At 68.8% G+C, this 15,591-nt stretch carries 20 protein-coding genes; 4 read left to right on the forward strand and 16 right to left on the reverse strand.

Annotated features, from left to right (window positions below; genetic code table 11):
- Positions 1 to 99 precede the first annotated feature (99 nt).
- The 15 genes from AC1RRP_RS16565 to phnG all read right to left on the reverse strand — a co-directional run bounded on the left by AC1RRP_RS16565 (position 100) and on the right by phnG (position 11,777).
- The gene (locus AC1RRP_RS16565) at positions 100 to 900 is read right to left on the reverse strand and encodes a DUF2145 domain-containing protein (RefSeq protein ID WP_493038305.1); all 801 of its coding nucleotides are present in this window, start codon (positions 898 to 900) and stop codon (positions 100 to 102) included.
- Between the two features lie 62 nt (positions 901 to 962).
- Complete coding sequence (locus AC1RRP_RS16570; RefSeq protein WP_493038092.1) at positions 963 to 1,418, reverse strand: hypothetical protein; 456 nt, start codon at positions 1,416 to 1,418, stop codon at positions 963 to 965.
- A 26-nt stretch (positions 1,419 to 1,444) separates the two neighbouring features.
- Positions 1,445 to 1,906, reverse strand: a complete 462-nt coding sequence (locus AC1RRP_RS16575; RefSeq protein ID WP_493038094.1) for a YiaA/YiaB family inner membrane protein — start codon at positions 1,904 to 1,906, stop codon at positions 1,445 to 1,447.
- Positions 1,907 to 2,102: 196 nt separating this feature from the next.
- Entirely contained in the window at positions 2,103 to 2,663 is a 561-nt protein-coding gene (locus AC1RRP_RS16580; protein ID WP_493038096.1) for a phosphonate degradation HD-domain oxygenase, read from the reverse strand.
- 12 nt (positions 2,664 to 2,675) lie between these two features.
- The gene (gene phnE, locus AC1RRP_RS16585; RefSeq protein WP_493038098.1) at positions 2,676 to 3,467 is read right to left on the reverse strand and encodes a phosphonate ABC transporter, permease protein PhnE; all 792 of its coding nucleotides are present in this window, start codon (positions 3,465 to 3,467) and stop codon (positions 2,676 to 2,678) included.
- Positions 3,464 to 4,420 (reverse strand): phosphonate ABC transporter substrate-binding protein, encoded by a 957-nt coding sequence (phnD, locus tag AC1RRP_RS16590; protein ID WP_493038100.1) that lies wholly within the window; start codon positions 4,418 to 4,420, stop codon positions 3,464 to 3,466. Before phnD ends, phnE begins: the two co-directional genes overlap by 4 nt.
- A 31-nt stretch (positions 4,421 to 4,451) precedes the next feature.
- Positions 4,452 to 5,306, reverse strand: coding sequence for a phosphonate ABC transporter ATP-binding protein (gene phnC, locus AC1RRP_RS16595; RefSeq protein ID WP_493038102.1), 855 nt, complete (start codon positions 5,304 to 5,306; stop codon positions 4,452 to 4,454).
- A 106-nt stretch (positions 5,307 to 5,412) separates the two neighbouring features.
- Complete coding sequence (locus AC1RRP_RS16600; RefSeq protein WP_493038104.1) at positions 5,413 to 6,570, reverse strand: alpha-D-ribose 1-methylphosphonate 5-triphosphate diphosphatase; 1,158 nt, start codon at positions 6,568 to 6,570, stop codon at positions 5,413 to 5,415.
- Positions 6,567 to 7,283, reverse strand: coding sequence for a phosphonate C-P lyase system protein PhnL (gene phnL, locus AC1RRP_RS16605; protein WP_493038106.1), 717 nt, complete (start codon positions 7,281 to 7,283; stop codon positions 6,567 to 6,569). The genes AC1RRP_RS16600 and phnL overlap by 4 nt, the downstream gene beginning before the upstream one ends.
- Positions 7,280 to 8,062, reverse strand: coding sequence for a phosphonate C-P lyase system protein PhnK (phnK, locus tag AC1RRP_RS16610; RefSeq protein WP_493038108.1), 783 nt, complete (start codon positions 8,060 to 8,062; stop codon positions 7,280 to 7,282). Before phnK ends, phnL begins: the two co-directional genes overlap by 4 nt.
- Before the next feature lie 141 nt (positions 8,063 to 8,203).
- Positions 8,204 to 8,653 (reverse strand): GNAT family N-acetyltransferase, encoded by a 450-nt coding sequence (locus AC1RRP_RS16615; protein WP_493038110.1) that lies wholly within the window; start codon positions 8,651 to 8,653, stop codon positions 8,204 to 8,206.
- Positions 8,650 to 9,525, reverse strand: a complete 876-nt coding sequence (locus AC1RRP_RS16620; protein ID WP_493038112.1) for an alpha-D-ribose 1-methylphosphonate 5-phosphate C-P-lyase PhnJ — start codon at positions 9,523 to 9,525, stop codon at positions 8,650 to 8,652. The genes AC1RRP_RS16615 and AC1RRP_RS16620 overlap by 4 nt, the downstream gene beginning before the upstream one ends.
- On the reverse strand, positions 9,522 to 10,646 hold the full coding sequence (locus AC1RRP_RS16625; RefSeq protein WP_493038114.1) for a carbon-phosphorus lyase complex subunit: 1,125 nt from the start codon (positions 10,644 to 10,646) through the stop codon (positions 9,522 to 9,524). Before AC1RRP_RS16625 ends, AC1RRP_RS16620 begins: the two co-directional genes overlap by 4 nt.
- 1 nt (position 10,647) lies before the next feature.
- Positions 10,648 to 11,268, reverse strand: a complete 621-nt coding sequence (gene phnH / locus AC1RRP_RS16630) for a phosphonate C-P lyase system protein PhnH (protein WP_493038116.1) — start codon at positions 11,266 to 11,268, stop codon at positions 10,648 to 10,650.
- Entirely contained in the window at positions 11,265 to 11,777 is a 513-nt protein-coding gene (gene phnG / locus AC1RRP_RS16635; RefSeq protein WP_493038118.1) for a phosphonate C-P lyase system protein PhnG, read from the reverse strand. The genes phnH and phnG overlap by 4 nt, the downstream gene beginning before the upstream one ends.
- Positions 11,778 to 11,851: 74 nt before the next feature.
- On the opposite strand from phnG, the gene phnF reads away from it, so the two are divergent.
- From phnF to AC1RRP_RS16655, 4 genes are all read left to right on the forward strand, one after another.
- Positions 11,852 to 12,613: a phosphonate metabolism transcriptional regulator PhnF gene (phnF, locus tag AC1RRP_RS16640; RefSeq protein ID WP_493038120.1), complete on the forward strand. Its 762-nt coding sequence runs from the start codon at positions 11,852 to 11,854 to the stop codon at positions 12,611 to 12,613.
- Complete coding sequence (locus AC1RRP_RS16645; RefSeq protein ID WP_493038122.1) at positions 12,603 to 13,322, forward strand: DUF1045 domain-containing protein; 720 nt, start codon at positions 12,603 to 12,605, stop codon at positions 13,320 to 13,322. The genes phnF and AC1RRP_RS16645 overlap by 11 nt, the downstream gene beginning before the upstream one ends.
- Positions 13,319 to 13,882 (forward strand): phosphonate metabolism protein/1,5-bisphosphokinase (PRPP-forming) PhnN, encoded by a 564-nt coding sequence (gene phnN, locus AC1RRP_RS16650; protein ID WP_493038124.1) that lies wholly within the window; start codon positions 13,319 to 13,321, stop codon positions 13,880 to 13,882. The genes AC1RRP_RS16645 and phnN overlap by 4 nt, the downstream gene beginning before the upstream one ends.
- Before the next feature lie 322 nt (positions 13,883 to 14,204).
- Positions 14,205 to 15,011, forward strand: coding sequence for a cytochrome P460 family protein (locus AC1RRP_RS16655; RefSeq protein WP_493038126.1), 807 nt, complete (start codon positions 14,205 to 14,207; stop codon positions 15,009 to 15,011).
- 16 nt (positions 15,012 to 15,027) lie between these two features.
- Here the strand turns inward: AC1RRP_RS16655 and AC1RRP_RS16660 are convergent, their stop codons facing one another.
- Positions 15,028 to 15,570 (reverse strand): flavin reductase family protein, encoded by a 543-nt coding sequence (locus AC1RRP_RS16660; protein ID WP_493038128.1) that lies wholly within the window; start codon positions 15,568 to 15,570, stop codon positions 15,028 to 15,030.
- Between the last annotated feature and the right edge of the window lie 21 nt (positions 15,571 to 15,591).

The following is a 15,591-nucleotide window of genomic DNA, read 5'->3' on the forward strand; positions in this document are numbered from 1 at the left end:
CGATACTACTGCCCCTATCTTAGGCCAGTCGCAGCCGGTGGGCGCGGCGGCTGTCACAGATGGCCAGCGTGACGGAATGCCCCCCGCTCCCCAGGCCGCTCAGTAGCGCAGCACCACCGGCGAGCCGCCCAGCTGGGCGCGCTGCAGCCAGACGAAGACCGAATCCACCGTCACTGTCTCGATGCGATCGCTGTAGCGCTTCTCGCTCGGGTGGTCGTCGAAGGCCACGTTGGCCGCGCCCAGGCGTCCGCCCAGCCGCGTCAGTGCGCCGATCTTGAGCGTCGTGGGCTGGTAGCCCTTGAACTGCAGCCAGGCCTGCGCACGCTCACGTGAGTACACCGTGGGCTCCATGGCCGCGGCCAGCGTCTCGATGGCCCACTGGTTGCTCTGCTGGTACTTCTGGCTCCAGGGATAGCTCACGATGTTGTAGGGCCGGTGGTGCAGCGCGATGGCACGCTGCTCGTGCAACAACAGGGCGTGCAGCTTCGCCTGCACTTCCGGCACGGGCACCACCCAGGCGGCTTCCAGGCGCCAGAGGTCGTCCAGGAAGAACTCGCCCAGGCCCTGGCGGTAGATCGCCGCCTCCTGCGTGCCGCAGTGGTTGAGCTTGTGCAGCACGCGCCACACCTGGCCGCCGTTGCCATCGGGCTGCTTGTAGGCAAACCCCAGGTGCGACCAGCGCAGGCCGTACTTGCTCAGGTCCTGCCCGGCACGCGCCAGCAGCACCACCTGCGCGCCGCTGGCGTCGAGCGCCTGCAGCGTGCGCTCGGCCAGCGTCAGGCCGCGCTCCACGGTGATGGCCTGCAGGGAACGGTTCTCGCAGCTGCGGCCGGCGTGGGCCGGGGCAGCGACCAGCAGCAGGGCCGTCAACAGCCCGGCCAACCATGTGCGGGCGGCCAGAAACAAGAAGACCTTCGCGCCTCGGGGCGCTGCGGCATTCGCCTTGGGAACGGCCCGGCGGCTCACAGGATCACCCGCTCGTTGTGCAGCAGGGCCCGACCCAGCGCATTGGGGATGAAGGCAATGGCCTCGCCCGCCAGCGAGAGCACCACACCGGCGCCGATGACACTGACGGCCAGCACCGTGCCCACGCCCACCACCGAGGCGCCCAGGCCCTTGCCCACGATCTCGATGCTGGCCACCGCGCCGTCGGAGGCGCGCTCCAGCACATAGACCGTGCCCCGCGCCGTGGACTCCACGGTCTTGACGATGAGCACCGCGCCGGTGACGGACAGCGCCACCGGCACCATCACCACCGCAGCGGCGGCCGCGCTGCCCACCACGACCACCGAGGCAACAGGCAGGGCCGAGAGCGTGCTGAGCGCCGAGGCCTCGGTGTGGGCGCGGGCCGGCAGGCTGGCCGCACTGCCCAGGGCCATGGTCATGGCCAAAGTCAGAGATAGCAAACGTTGTTTCATGATGACTCCTGGTTTCGCGGTGTCATTCATTCGCCGCGCATCGCGCTGCGGCGACCGTCCAGGCGGGCTTCGGCCAGGTCGGCTTCGTGGCGGTCACGCAGGGTCTTGGCCAGCGTGAAGGTGGTGGTGATCAGGTAGAGCCAGCTCACGCCCAGAAAGGCCTTGTAGGTCTCGCTGATCTCCATGCGCAGCAGACCCCAGCCCGTGAGCGCCATGGCCAGGAAGAAACCGATCCAGACCACGAACTTGAACATGGGCGAGTCGGCCGGCTTGCCCTCGGCTTCGGCCTTCTCGTTATCACGCACGAACTTGGCCAGCACGAAGGCGGCCGAGAGGCAGAAGAAATAACCCATGACCATGAAGGCGCGGTCCAGGTCCTTGCCCGGCAACCAGGCCAGGCCCACGCCGCAGAGGAAGACGGCGAGCAGGAAGGAAACCCAGACCTGGAGGCCCCAGGCTTTGGAATCGCGGTGGATGAGCACTTGCATGTAGACCCCTTGGGGTGGTTGAACATGCAGGCAGTGTGCGCAGTGCGGGCGCCAGAAAGGGGCTGAAATCAGTACGGGTGGATGATTCTCAGCCTTCAGGTATCTTTAATCGATACCGGACTGCCCACTGGACGGCGGGCGGCGGGCGGCGGGCGGCGGCCAGGCTGGGCCATCGCCCGGCGGGTGCCTCATCTCCTCAGTGCCGGGCGTGGCACACCGCGTCGAGGATATCCAGATAGTGATCCAGCGCCGGCGTGATCTTCTGCGGCACCTTGGCCAGGTCGTCGTAACGACGCAGGCGCACGGCCTCGGCCGCAAAGGGCTGTTGCATGAAGGCCTGCGCCTCCTGCTCGCTGTAGGGGCCGCCCTGCAGCGCCAGGCTGTGGACGGAAGCCGGCGACAGCGTGTCCCGGTAAGCCGGCTCTACCGTGCACAGGTAACGCTTGGCGTCGACGTGCAGGCGGATCGGCTCCAGCACGGCATCTGGCAGCAGGTCCCGCAGGAAGGGCAAGGCGATGAACTGGTGCAGGTCGTCCCTGTCCTGGCCGTGGTCGGCCAGGCCATCGCGCTGAGCGGCCAGCAGATGGCCCAGGTCGTGCAGCAGGCAGGCGACGACGGTCTGCGGCGTCTCCCCGGCCTGCTCGGCCAGGTGGGCGCACTGCAGCGCATGCTCCAGCTGGTTGATCGCCTCGCGGCCGTACTGCGACTGGCCGCGGGTGGTGTAGAGATGACGGATGTCGGTGGTATCGAGTGCCATGATGAACCCGGTTCAGACCAGAAGTTTTCGGATGCGCGCCGACACCAGGTCGATCGCGCTGACGGTGACGATGATGATCAGCATGACGGCACAGGTCTCGGCGTACTGGAAGCCGCGGATGATCTCCCACAGCACCACACCGATGCCGCCGGCGCCGACCATGCCGACCACGGAGGCCGAGCGCACGTTCGATTCGAAGCGGTAGAGCGTGAACGAGATCCACAGGGGCATGACCTGCGGGATGACGCCGTAGACGATTTCGTGCAGGGCGCTGGCGCCGGTGGAGCGGATGCCCTCGACCGGTTGCGGGTCGATGGCCTCCACCGCCTCAGAGAACAGCTTGGCCAGTACGCCCGTGGTGTGGATCCACAGCGCCAGCACCCCCGCAAACGGCCCCAGACCGACAGCCACCACAAACAGCATCGCGAACACCATCTCGTTGATGGCGCGACAGCCATCCATCAGGCGGCGCATGGGCTGGTAGACCCACCACGGCACGATGTTGGCCGAGGCCAGCAGCGCCATGGGCACCGCCGTCACCACGGCCAGCGCCGTCCCCCAGAGGGCGATCTGCAGGGTGACGACCATCTCCTGCACGTACAGCTGCCATTGCGAGAAATTCGGCGGAAAGAAGTCGGCCGCATAGGTGGCCATGTTGCCGGAGTCACGCAACAGGTCGAGCGGGCGCATGTCGGCGCCGCGCCAGGAAGCCGCCAGCACGGCCAGCAGCACGACCCAGGACAGGTGCCAGCTCAGGCTGCGCTTGAGCTGCGGAGGCACCGGCAAGGACGTGCTGACGTTCATTTCAGGGCAGCCAGCTTCTTGTCGATGTCAGCCAGGCGGCTCTTCTTCTCGGCATCACCGAGGTTGGCATCCACCTCGACCTTGTTACGCTGGCCGAACAGGTCCAGCTGGCGGATCGGGATCAGCTGGGCGTTGCTGGATTCCTTGAAGCCTGCCAGCTTGGAGATCTTCATGATGATCTGCTTCTCGCGCTCATCGGTCTTGCCGTAGTTGTAGAAAAACTGCTTCAGCTTCGCCTTGGTGGCCTCGGGCAGGTCCTTGCGCATCACCAGGGGGTCGAGCGGGATCAGCGGCGAAGTCCAGACGATCTTGATGTCCTTGAATTTCTCGGGGTAGCGGATCTGGATCTTCTCCAGGTTCTCACTGTTGTTGGTGGCCACGTCGACCTGCTTGTTGGCCACGGCCAGGGCATTGGTCTCGTGGTTGGCGTTACGCGTGATCCGGAAGTGGGTCTTGGGGTCGATCTTGTTTTGCGCAAAGACGTAGAAGCCCGGCACCAGGAAACCCGAGGTCGAGTTGGGGTCGCCGTTGCTGAAGCTCAGGGATTTGCCGCCCTTGAGCACGTCGTCCAGGCTGTTGATCGGGCTGTCGCGGTGCACGATGAGGTGCGAGTAGTAGCCTTGCGTGCCGTCGGCATTGACCATCTGCGCGAACACTTCGCCGCTGGCGCGATCCACCGCCTCCATGGCCGACTTGTTGCCGAACCAGCCCAGGTGCACCTTGTTGAAACGCATGCCTTCGATGATGCCGGCATAGTCAGGGGCGTAGAAGGCCGTGACCTTCAGGCCGGTCTGGCGGCTCATGTCGTCGATCAGCGGCTGCCAGTCGGCCTTGAGGTTCTGCGTCGATTCGGTCGAGATGATGCCGAAGTTGATGTCTTGCGCCAGCACGCCCGTGCCGGCCAGGCCCAGCGCGAGGGCAGCCGCGCTGCGGGCAAAAATCTTTCTGATCATGGTGGTGACTCCAGGGTGGGGTTGGGGGAACTCATGCGACCTGCGCCAGGGGCGGTACCCAGGGCATGGCCGGCGCGGCGAGGGGCGTGTCATGGACGGGCGGCGCGCCCGTGAGGATTTCGTCGGCCTGCACGCCGTACAGATCGCGCAGCAGGGCCGGGGTCAGGGCCGAGGAGGGGCCGTCGAACACCACCTGGCCCTGGTGCAGCGCCACCACGCGGGGGCAGTACTTGCGCGCCATGTCGACCTGGTGCAGCGAGACGATCACGGTGCAGCGATCCTCGCGGTTGATGCGCGCCAGGATCTCCATGACCTTGCGCGACGATTCAGGGTCGAGCGAGGCGATCGGCTCGTCGGCCAGCACCACCCGGGCGCCCTGCACCAGGGTGCGTGCGATGGCGGCACGCTGCTGCTGGCCGCCGGACAGGGTGGAGGCGCGTTGCGCGTGGCAATCGGCGATGCCGACGCGCGCCAGCGCCTCGATCGCCTGGCTGCGCTCCTGCTGGCTGAACAGGCGCAGCCAGCTGCGCCAGCAGGGGATGCGGTGCAGCAGGCCGACCAGCACGTTCACCAGCACCGGCAGGCGGTCCACCAGGTTGAACTGCTGGAACACAAAACCCACCTGGGCGCGGACCTTGCGGATGTCGCGGTGGATGCGGCCGCCCTGCTGCACGCAGTGCCCGTCGATCTCGATCAGGGATTCGCTGCCGCCATCGGCGGCCACCAGGCCGGCCACGTGGCGCAGCAGGGTGGACTTGCCGGAGCCCGAGGCGCCGATGAGCGCCACCATCTCGCCGTGCTGCACGCTCAGGTTGATGTCGCGCAAGGCGTGCCGGCCATTGGGAAAGTGCTTGTTGAGCTGTCGGATATGGAGTGCGGTGTTCATGGCGTATTCCAAAGTCGTCTATACATCCCAGTTTGGAAGCGACGTGTGACAGGGGTTTGACAGTTGCAGGGCACGGACATGTCGGGCCGACCCGCGCCCAGGCCTCTCAGATCACCCGCCGGCCGACACGCCAGACCGCGCGCACCACGGCCTGGCGCACGCCGCCGGGCAATTCAACCAGGCGCATCTGCACCAGATCGGCGCGCTGGCCGGTGGCGATCTCGCCGCGGTCGTGCAGGCCCGTGGCGCGCGCCGGGTTGCGCGTGACGGTGGCCACCGCCTGCGGCAGGGTCATCAGCTCCTCGTCCACCAGGCGCATCACGCCGCTGAGCAGGCTGCCCGGCACGTAGTCGGAGGACAGGATGTCGAGCAGGCCGTGGCGCGCCAGCTCGGCCGCCGCCACATTGCCCGAGTGCGAGCCGCCGCGCACCACGTTGGGCCCGCCCATCACGGTCAGCAGGCCGAGCTCATGCGCGGTGCGCGCCGCCGCCACCGTGGTCGGAAACTCCGACATGCTGGCGCCTTCGCCATGGGCCTGGCGCACATGCGCCTCGGTGGTGTCGTCATGGCTGGCCAGGGCGGTGCCATGCGCGCGGCAGTAGTCGACGAAGTAGGCACGGTGCGGCTCGGCGTACTGGGCCTGCAGCAGGGCGGCATGCGCCACCTGGCGCTCGAACTTCTCGCCACTCCAGCCCTTCTTGCCGGTGTAGTAGATGCGCGCCTGCTCGATGTCCTCCCACTGGCGCTGGCCCGGGGTGTGGTCCATCAGCGAGATCAGCGACAGGCGCGGGTGCTGCTGGAACGGCCTGAACAGGTCGATGGTGTTGGGCGCCGGCAGCTCGCAGCGCACGTGCAGGTGGTGGTCGGCGCGCAGCAGCTCCTGCGCGGTGGCGGTGTCGATCGTCGCCAGCACCCGGTCCCAGGCGCTGCCGCGCAGGCTGTCGGTGTCGGCCTCGCCCACGCCCAGCGCATCGAACACGGTGGTGATGCCCGCGGCGGCCACTTCGGCGTCGTGCGCGAGCAGCGCGGGCAGCTCGGCCCAGTGCACCTTGGGGCGCGGCATCAGGTGGCGTTCGAAATTATCGGTGTGCATCTCCACCAGACCGGGCAGCAGGTAGTCGCCCTCCAGGTCGATGGCGGCCGGGTCCGCGCTGCCGCCGCTGTCGAAATCGGCCAGGCGGCCGTCGGCCACGGCGAGGGTGCCGTGCACCACTTCGCCGGGCAGCACCAGGCGGGCATTCTTGAAGACGATCTGGCTGTTCATGCGCTTCTCCGGAATTCGGCGACGTTGACGCGACGCGTGGCGACCTGCGCCCCGACGCCGGCGTCGTGAAAGATGCCCACCAGCGCGGCGCCGCGGGCCACCGCCTCGTGGATCAGCTCGATCACGGTGGCGGTGTTGGCGGCGTCGAGCGAGGCCGTGGGTTCGTCCAGCAGCAGCAGCGGCCGCGGCTTGATCATGTTGCGGGCAATGTTGATGCGCTGCTGCTCACCGCCCGAGAAGGTGGCCGGCGGCAGGTGCCACAGGCGCTCGGGTATGCGCAGGCGCGTCAGCCACAGTCTTGCCTGCTCGCGCGCGGCGGCCAGGGCCACCGCGTCGTCGCCAGCGTCCTCGGCCAGCGGCTCGGCCACCACATCCAGCGCGCCCACGCGCGGGATCACGCGCAGGAACTGGCTGACGTAGCCGATGGTGTGGCGGCGCAGCTCCACCAGCGCGCGTGGCGTGGCCTCGGTGATCTCCACCGCTGCGCCGCCGGGTGCCTGCACCGTGATGCGGCCGGCGCTGGCGCGGTAGTTGGCATAGATCAGCTTGAGCAGCGTGCTCTTGCCCATGCCCGAGGGGCCGTCGAGCACGATGCATTCGCCCGGGGCGACGCTGAGGTCGACCTGATCGAGCACGGGCAGCTCAACGCCGTTCTGGTGGTGCAGGGTGAAGCGCTTGGCCACCCCTTTCATCTGGAGCAGGGGTGCGTTCATGGCGGCAGTACCGAAGAGACGAGAAGCTGGGTGTAGGGGTGTTGCGGGTCGTCCAGCAGCTGGTCGGTCAGGCCGGACTCGACCACACGGCCGCGCTGCATGACCATCATGCGGTGCGCCAGCAGGCGGGCCACCGCCAGATCGTGCGTGACGATGATCACGGCCAGCTGCATCTGGCGCGTCAGCTGGCGCAGCATGTCCAGCAGGCGCGCCTGCACGGAGACGTCCAGCCCCGAGGTCGGCTCGTCCATGAACACCAGGCGCGGCTGCGTGACCAGGTTGCGCGCGATCTGCAGGCGCTGGCGCATGCCGCCGGAGTAGGCGCGCGGCGCCTCGTCGATGCGCGCCGGGTCGATCTCCACGCGCTGCAGCCATTCCTGCGCGGTGGCGCGCAGGCGGCCGTAGTGGCGCTCGCCCAGGCCCATCAGGCGCTCGCCCACGTTGGCGCCGGCCGAGACGTCCATGCGCAGGCCGTCGGCGGCGTTCTGGTGCACGAAGCCCCAGTCGGTGCGCGCCAGCAGCCGGCGCTGTGCCTCGCTCATGGCAAACACGTCCTGCACGGCGCCGTCACGGGACTGGAACAGCACGCTGCCGGCATCGGGCTGGCTGCGCGCGGCCACGGCGTTGAGCAGGGTGGACTTGCCCGAGCCGGATTCGCCCACCACGGCCAGCACCTCGCCGGGCCAGAGGTCGAAGGAGGCGTCGTGCAGGGCCACGCGCTCGCCGTAGCGTTTGCCAATGCCGCGCACCTGCAGCAGTGGAAGATTTGTCCTTGTCATTTCAGTGGCTCCAGCGCGCACGTTGCACCGTATGAGACGGTCTAAGCGGGGAACGCCGTGGAACCGGCTTTGCCGGGCCACTGGCGTTGCCCCCTTGAGGGGGGAGGCGGCCACACGAAGTGGGCAAGCAACGGGGGTGTTTCATATTTCGATCACGAAGCTCAGGCCGTGTTGGGTGAAGCCGAGCGATTCATAGAAGGCATGCGCCGCCTGGCGCTTGCGGTTGGACGACAGCGCCAGCTTGTAGCAGCCGGCTTCCCGCGCCTGCGCCACGGCGTGGGCCATCATCTGCCGGCCGATGCCCCGGCCCTGGCGGTCCGGCGCCACCACCACGTCCTCGGCGATGGCCGAGGGCGTGCCGCGGTGCGCCAGGTTGTGCATGACCAGCAAGGCATAGCTGCCGACCACGCTGCCGTCACCTTCGTCGCAGGCGACGAAGAGGCGGTAGCTGGGATAGCGGGCGAATTCGGCAAACACCGCGCGGGCCTGCTCCTCGCCCAGCACGCGGCCGTCATCCAGGCCCGGCTGGGCATACAGGTCCAGCACGGCCGGCAGGTCGTCGGCCTGCGCCTGGCGCATGACGATGCTCATGCCAGCTCCTTGGGGGTGACTTCATGCGTCACGGCGGGAACGGCCGGCTGGCGCGACTGGCAGTAGTCCGAGTCCGAGCACACGTGCAGACGGCTGCCCGCGTCGTCGGTGATGACCTCGTCCAGAAAGCTGTCGGTGGCGCCGCACAGGGCGCAGGCCGCGTCCCAGCGCTGCACCTCGAAGGGATGGTCCTCGAAGCCCAGGCTCTCCACCGCGGTGTAGGGCGGCACGGCATAGATGCGCTTCTCGCGCCCGGCGCCGAAGAGCTGCAGCGCCGGACTCATGTGCATCTTGGGGTTGTCGAACTTGGGGATCGGCGAGGGCGCCATGATGTAACGCCCGTTCACCAGCACCGGGTAGTCGTAGGTGGTGGCGATGTGTCCGTAGCGCGCGATGTCCTCGTACAGCTTCACGTGCATCAGGCCGTACTCGGCCAGACCGTGCAGGGTGCGCGTCTCGGTCTCGCGCGGCTCCAGCCGCTGCATCGGTTCGGGCACCGGCACCTGGTAGACCATGAGCTGGCCTTCGCGCAGCGGCGTCTCGGGAATGCGGTGGCGGGTCTGGATCAGGCTCGCCTCGGTGGTGCGGGTGGTGGTGGCCACGCCGGTGGTGCGCTCGAAAAAGCGCCGGATGTTGACCGCGTTGACGGTGTCGTCCGAACCCTGGTCGATGACCTTGAGCACGTCCTGCGGGCCGATGACGGCCGCCGTGACCTGGATGCCGCCGGTGCCCCAGCCGTAGGGCAGCGGCATCTCGCGCGAACCGAAGGGCACCTGGTAACCCGGGATGGCCACCGCCTTGAGGATGGCGCGGCGGATCATGCGCTTGGTGCGCTCGTCGAGGTAGGCGAAATTGACTTGCGGCGCGTTCATGCGGGGTCTCCTTCGGCGCCCGGCTGCGGGGCGGCGGCGCGCAGGCGGCGCACCAGTTCGAGCTCGGACTGGAAGTCCACGTAATGCGGCAGCTTGAGGTGCTGCACGAAACCCGAGGCCTCCAGGCTGTCGCTGTGCGAGAGCACGAACTCCTGCATCTGCGCTGGCGACTCGACCGGTTCGCCCAGCTCCTCGGCGCGCAGGGCGCGGTCCACCAGGCTCATGGCCATGGCCTTGCGCTCGCTGTGGCCGAAGGCCAGGCCATAGCCGCGCGTGAACTGCGGCGGCTCGGTCTTGCTGCCGGCGAACTGGTTGACCATCTCGCACTCGGTGATCTCCAGGTCGCCGATGGAGATGGCAAAACCCAGCTCCTCCGGCTCGATCTCCAGCGCCACCTGCCCGAGCCGGATCTCCCCCACGAAAGGGTGGCTGTGCGAGTAACCGCGCTGGGTCGAATAGGCCATGGCCAGCAGGAAACCTTCGTCGCCGCGCGCCAGGTTCTGCAGGCGGGTGGCCCGGTCGGCCGGGAAACGCAGCGGCGCACGCGTGAGGTCCATGGGTGCCGGGTCGCCCGGCGGCACGGGGCGGGTTTCGATCAGGCCCTCCTGGTTCAGCAGGTCCACCACGCGCGGCACGGCGCCCTCCTCGGCGCCCTCCTCGGCGCCCTCCTCGGCGACCGCCGCGGCGCTGTCGCTGCGCGGGCTGTCCGGGCTGTTGGCCAGCAGGGTGAAGTCGAGCAGGCGCTGGGTGTAGTCGTAGGTCGGCCCCAGCACCTGGCCGCCGGGCAGGTCCTTGAAGGTGGCCGAGATGCGGCGCTCCAGCGCCATGCGCGCGGTGTCCAGCGGCAGGGTGCTGCCCAGGCGCGGCAGCGTGGCGCGGTAGGCGCGCAGCAGGAAGATGGCCTCCACCAGGTCGCCAGCCGCCTGCTTGATGGCCAGCGCGGCCAGCTCGGGGTCGTAGACCGAGCCTTCGGTCATGACACGATCCACCGAGAGCTTGAGCTGCTGGCGGATCTGCGCCACCGACAGCTCGGGCAGGGCGCGGTCACCGCGGCGCTGCTCGGCCAGCAGGCGGTAGCTGTTGAGGATGGCGGTTTCCCCGCCCTTGACGGCCACGTACATATCAGGCCTCCACGGTGTGTTCGATGCGCGTGCTGCGCGGCAGGCCAACGATCTGCTGCGGTGTGGCCAGGAACAGGTCCACACCGCGCGGAAAGGCCGCGTGGTTGGCCGCCCACTGCGCCACGAAGTCCCGCGGCAGTCCCAGCGCCTGCAGGGTGCTCTCGCCCTGGATGCCGGGACCGCTCAGGCGCCAGTCATCCGCGGCCCCAGCGGCCAGAGACGCCACGTCGATCACGCAGGTGGTCGACTGGTCGGGGTAGTTCTCGCTGCCGCCGGCAAAAGCCTCCAGCGCCGGCAGGTCATCACCCTCGGCGACCCAGGCGAACTGCGCCCGGGCCGGCGCTGCGACCAGCTGGCAGCCGGTGTGAAAACGCAGCCAGGCCGCGGCATCGCTGTCGCGCAGCGCCGGCGACAGCCACAGGCTGCAGTCGGCATCCAGCAGGGCCAGCAGCAGCACGGCCGAGGCGGCATGGCCGACACGCGGTACTTCGGCGTCGTGCACCACATCCACCAGCCGGCCCGGATGCGACAGCGCCTGCAGCGCCGCGCGGAAGACCTGCTGACTCCCGAAAGCCTCGTGGGAAAAACCTGCACCAAGGGTGGAGAGGTCCTGGGGGTTCATGCGCCCTCCTCCTCGTCGGCGGCACCGGCGCCGCTTTCGCGCGCCACGGTGAAGAAATCGACCTTGGTGCTCTGGACGCGCTCGGCCCGCTCGGCGCGCAAGCGGGCCAGGTGCTGGCGCACCGGCGTCAACAGCCGGGCCTCGAGCACGGCCTGCTGCGCCGGGTCCTGCAGCAGCGCGTCGGCCAGCGCGGCCAGCTGCGCCTGGCGATGCGAGCGCCCCAGCACATAGGCCACGCCCACGGGCGCCGGTGCGGCGTCGCCCTCCAGGCGCAGGGCGCAGCGCGTGACAGTGACCTCACCCAGGTTGAAGCGCTCCCCCGTGCCGCCGGCACGGCCCTGCACCATCATCAGCCCGGTCTCGGGCGCGCGCAGCCAGCGCGGCGCGGCGCCGGCCTGCGGGCCCAGCACGGACTCCAGCAGCGCCTGCGGCGCGCGCGCCAGCAGCGCCATCCAGTCCGCGCGGACCAGGGGCCGGGCCGGGCCCGGGTTGTCAAATGCGTGAAACATCACTCTGCTATCCTGAAGTTGTCTAGACAATTTGATTGCCTGCCGCCAGCTTAAAGATCCTTGATGTAGGTTTCATGACAGCCACCACGACCTTCCCCAGCCCCCTCCAGACCGCGCCGGCCGGGCGCGAGAGTTTCTGGATCCGCATCGCCACCGAACTGGCCGAGGCCATCGGCCGCGGGGTCTACGCCCCGGGTCAGCGCCTGCCCTCCGAACACGCGCTGGCCGAGCAGTACGGCGTGAACCGCCACACCATCCGCCGCTCGCTGTCCAGCCTGTGCAGCCAGGGCCTGGTACGCATCAGCCAGGGCAGCGGCACCTATGTGGAAGACTTCGCGGTGGACCTGGCGCTGGGCAAACGCACCCGCCACCACCAGAACCTGGCACAGGCCGGCCTGCGCGGCGACCTGCAGGTGCTGGCCGCGCGCACCGTGCGCGCCACGGCAGCCCAGGCGCGCGCGCTGCAGCTGCCGGCCCGCAGCACGCTGCTGTGGCTGCGCGTGCTGGGTGAGGCCGAGCAGCAGCCGCTGCAGGTCAGCGAGCGCCTCTTCCCCCTGCCGCGTTTTGCCAACCTGGAAGCCGTGGTGCGCGAGACCGGCTCCATCACCGCCGCCTTTGCGGCGCACGGCGTGGCCGACTACACGCGCCGCGAAAGCCGCATCACCGCCCAAATGCCCGACACCGAAGTCGCCGCCATCCTCAAGCAGGCCCAGAGCCGCCCCGTGCTGCAGGTGGAGAGCGTGAACGTGGACCCGCATGGCGTGCCGATCGAGTACGCCACCGCCTGGTTCGCCGGCGACCGCGTCAAGCTGACGGTGAGCCACGATGAGCACTGAGCCGGCCTACCGCTACGCCATCTACTACGCCCCGCGCCCGGACAGCCCCGAGTGGCAGGCCGGCAGCCGCTGGCTGGGCCGCTGCGCGGCGCGCCAGCAAACGCTGACGCCACCCGACATCCCGGGCCTGCCGGCCGCGGAGTTCCTGCGCCTGACGGCCGCGCCGCGCCGTTATGGCTGGCACGGCACGCTCAAGGCGCCGTTTACGCTGGCCGAGGGCGTGAGCCCCGCGCAGCTGCGCGATGCCGTGCGGAACCTATGCCGACAGCTGCAGCCCTTTGATCTGCCCGCCTTGCAGGTGGCGCGGCTGGACGATTTCCTGGCCATGGTGCCCGGCGGCGCCGAGCCGGCCATCAACGCCGTGCAGCGGGCCTGCGTGACGCAGTTGCAGCCGCTGGCCGCGCCGCTGCCGCCCGCGGAACTGCAGCGCCGCCGCGCCGCCGGCCTGACACCAGAAGAGGATGCGCTGCTGCTGCGCTGGGGCTACCCCTATGTGCTGGAGCGCTACCGTTTCCACTGCTCGCTCACCGGTCCGCTGCGCGGTGTAGCGCCGGCCGTGGTCGACACGCTACAGGCCGCCGCGCAGGCATGGTTCGCCCCCCTGCCGGCCAGTCGTTTCGACGCCGTGGCCCTGCTGGCCGAACCCAGCCCAGGCGCCGACTTCGTGCTGCTGGAACACGTGCCCCTCGGCCCGGAAGCCGGCGCATGAGCCAGCGCCTGCTCTACGTCATGGGCCCCTCGGGCGCCGGCAAGGACAGCCTGCTGGCCTGGCTGCGCGCACGGCTGCCCCCCACGCTGCCGCTGCACTGGGCCCGCCGCACCATCAGCCGCCCGGCCCAGGCCGGCGGCGAGGCGCACGAAAGCGTGGACGCCGCGAGCTTCGAACGCCTGCGCGCTGCGCAGGCCTTCGGCCTGCACTGGGCGGCCCACGAGCTGCTCTACGGCGTGCGGCACCAGGAGCTGGCACCGTTGCAAGCGGGCCGCTGGGTGCTGCTCAACGGCTCGCGCGCCTACCTGCCCGAGGCGCAGCTGCACTACCCCGAGCTGACGGTGCTGCACATCACGGCCAGCGCCGAGGTGCTGCAGCAGCGCCTGCTGGCGCGCGGCCGCGAGAGTGCCGACACGGTGGCACAACGCGTGCAGCGCGCCGGCGCCTACCGCCCGGGCGGGGCGCAGCGGCTGATCGAGGTGCGCAACGACGGCACGCTGGATGCCGCAGGCGCGCAACTGCTGCAGGCGCTGTCACGGCTGGAAGGCTGGCCAGGGTAGCCCAAGTACTGCAACCCAGAGGTAGAGGAACATGATGAAAGCGATGGATTCGTGCGCAGGGCCAGGCGCAAACCACAGCCATAGCCTTCGCTATGGCGAGGATTTGCAACGCGGCCCTGCGCGCGAAGGCGCGCTTTCATGTTTCGATACGTCTGGGGCGCAGTACTAGACCCTGCCCTGGGAAACAACGCATCACGCCCCTTGGTCGAGGAGGGCCCCGGAATACCCACGTCCGCGCCCGGGTGGTCCGGGCCAGGCCCCTGAACCTGCGCAAGGCCCGCGCAGAATGTCTGGAACAAACACAACACTGAGGAGACTTGCCATGCGCCCCACCCTGCTGACGTCCCTGCTTCTCACCCTGGGCCTGCCCGGCCTGGCCCTGGCCGCCGACGCGGCGGCCGGCAAGGCCAAGGTGGACATGGTCTGCGCCGCCTGCCACGGCGCCACCGGCGTGAGCGTGAGCGATGCCATTCCCAACCTGGCGGGGCAGAAGACGGTCTACCTGGAAAACCAGCTCAAGGCGCTGAAAGACGGCTCGCGCAAGGCCCCGGTGATGAACGCCATCGCCAGCCAGCTCAGCGCCGATGACATCGCCGACGTGGCGGCCTTCTTCGCATCGCAGAGCGGCGCCACCAGCACCGGCAAATCAGCCCTGCTGCCCAACCTGGCCAAGACCAACATGAGCTTCCCCGAGGGCTATCCCAACGGTTACCTCAAGTACCACACCATCAACTTCCCGGCGACCAGGCAGGTGCGTTATTACTACGCCAACCCCGCGGCCGTGGCTGCGGCCCGGGAAGGCCGCGACGTGCCTAACGGGGCCTCTCTGATGGTCGAGGTGCACGCCGCCAAGCTCGACACCGACAAGAAGCCCATCACCGGACCCGACGGCTTCTATGTGGCCGACAAGCTGATGTTCTACACCGCCATGGCCCGCGAAGCCGGTTGGGGCAAAGACATCCCCGACATGCTGCGCAACGCCGAGTGGAACTACAGCGTGTACACCGTGGCCAGGCAGCACCGCCCCGGCGTGAACCAGGCCGAGTGCCTGGCCTGCCACAAACCGCTGGACCAGAGCAGCTACATGTTCACCATCAAGGAACTGACGGCGGCGGTGAAAGCGAAGTGAAGCCCGGCAGCGGCCGCTAGACGCCGGCGGGCAGCTTGGCGCGCATGGCCTGGCGACGGTCCAGCTTGCGGCCGTCGGCGATGAAGGTGCCGTCGCCCACGGCGTGCAGCATGCGGCGTTCCTTGCGCGTGGTCTCCACCCAGGCGGCCACGCCTTGCAGGAACACGACGCCGTGCTTGCGCTTGTAGTCGATCACCCGGCACTCGATGTTGGCCAGGCACTCTGCGATCAGCGGCGCCTTGACTTGGCTGGCTTGGAGCGGCGTGAGCTTGAACTTGGCGAACTTGTCCGTGTCGGTGCCGGAACAGGTGCCCACACCCACCACCTTGTCGAGCAGGTCCACCGCGGGGATGGCGATCACGCATTCTTTCGTCTTGCGCAAGGCGGCAAAGGAATGGTTCCACGGCCCGGTGGTGATGGCAAACACCGGCGTGAAGTCGACCACCATGGTCCAGGAGATGGTCATGATGTTGGATTGTTTGCCGTCATGGGTGGTGACGAGCACCACGGGGCCGGGCTCCAGCAGGGTGAAGGCTTGGTTGAGGGGAAGTTTTTTCACAAACAGCCTTTGAAGGGTTGT

The sequence above is a fragment of the Hylemonella sp. GW821-FHT12C09 genome (assembly GCF_058807395.1).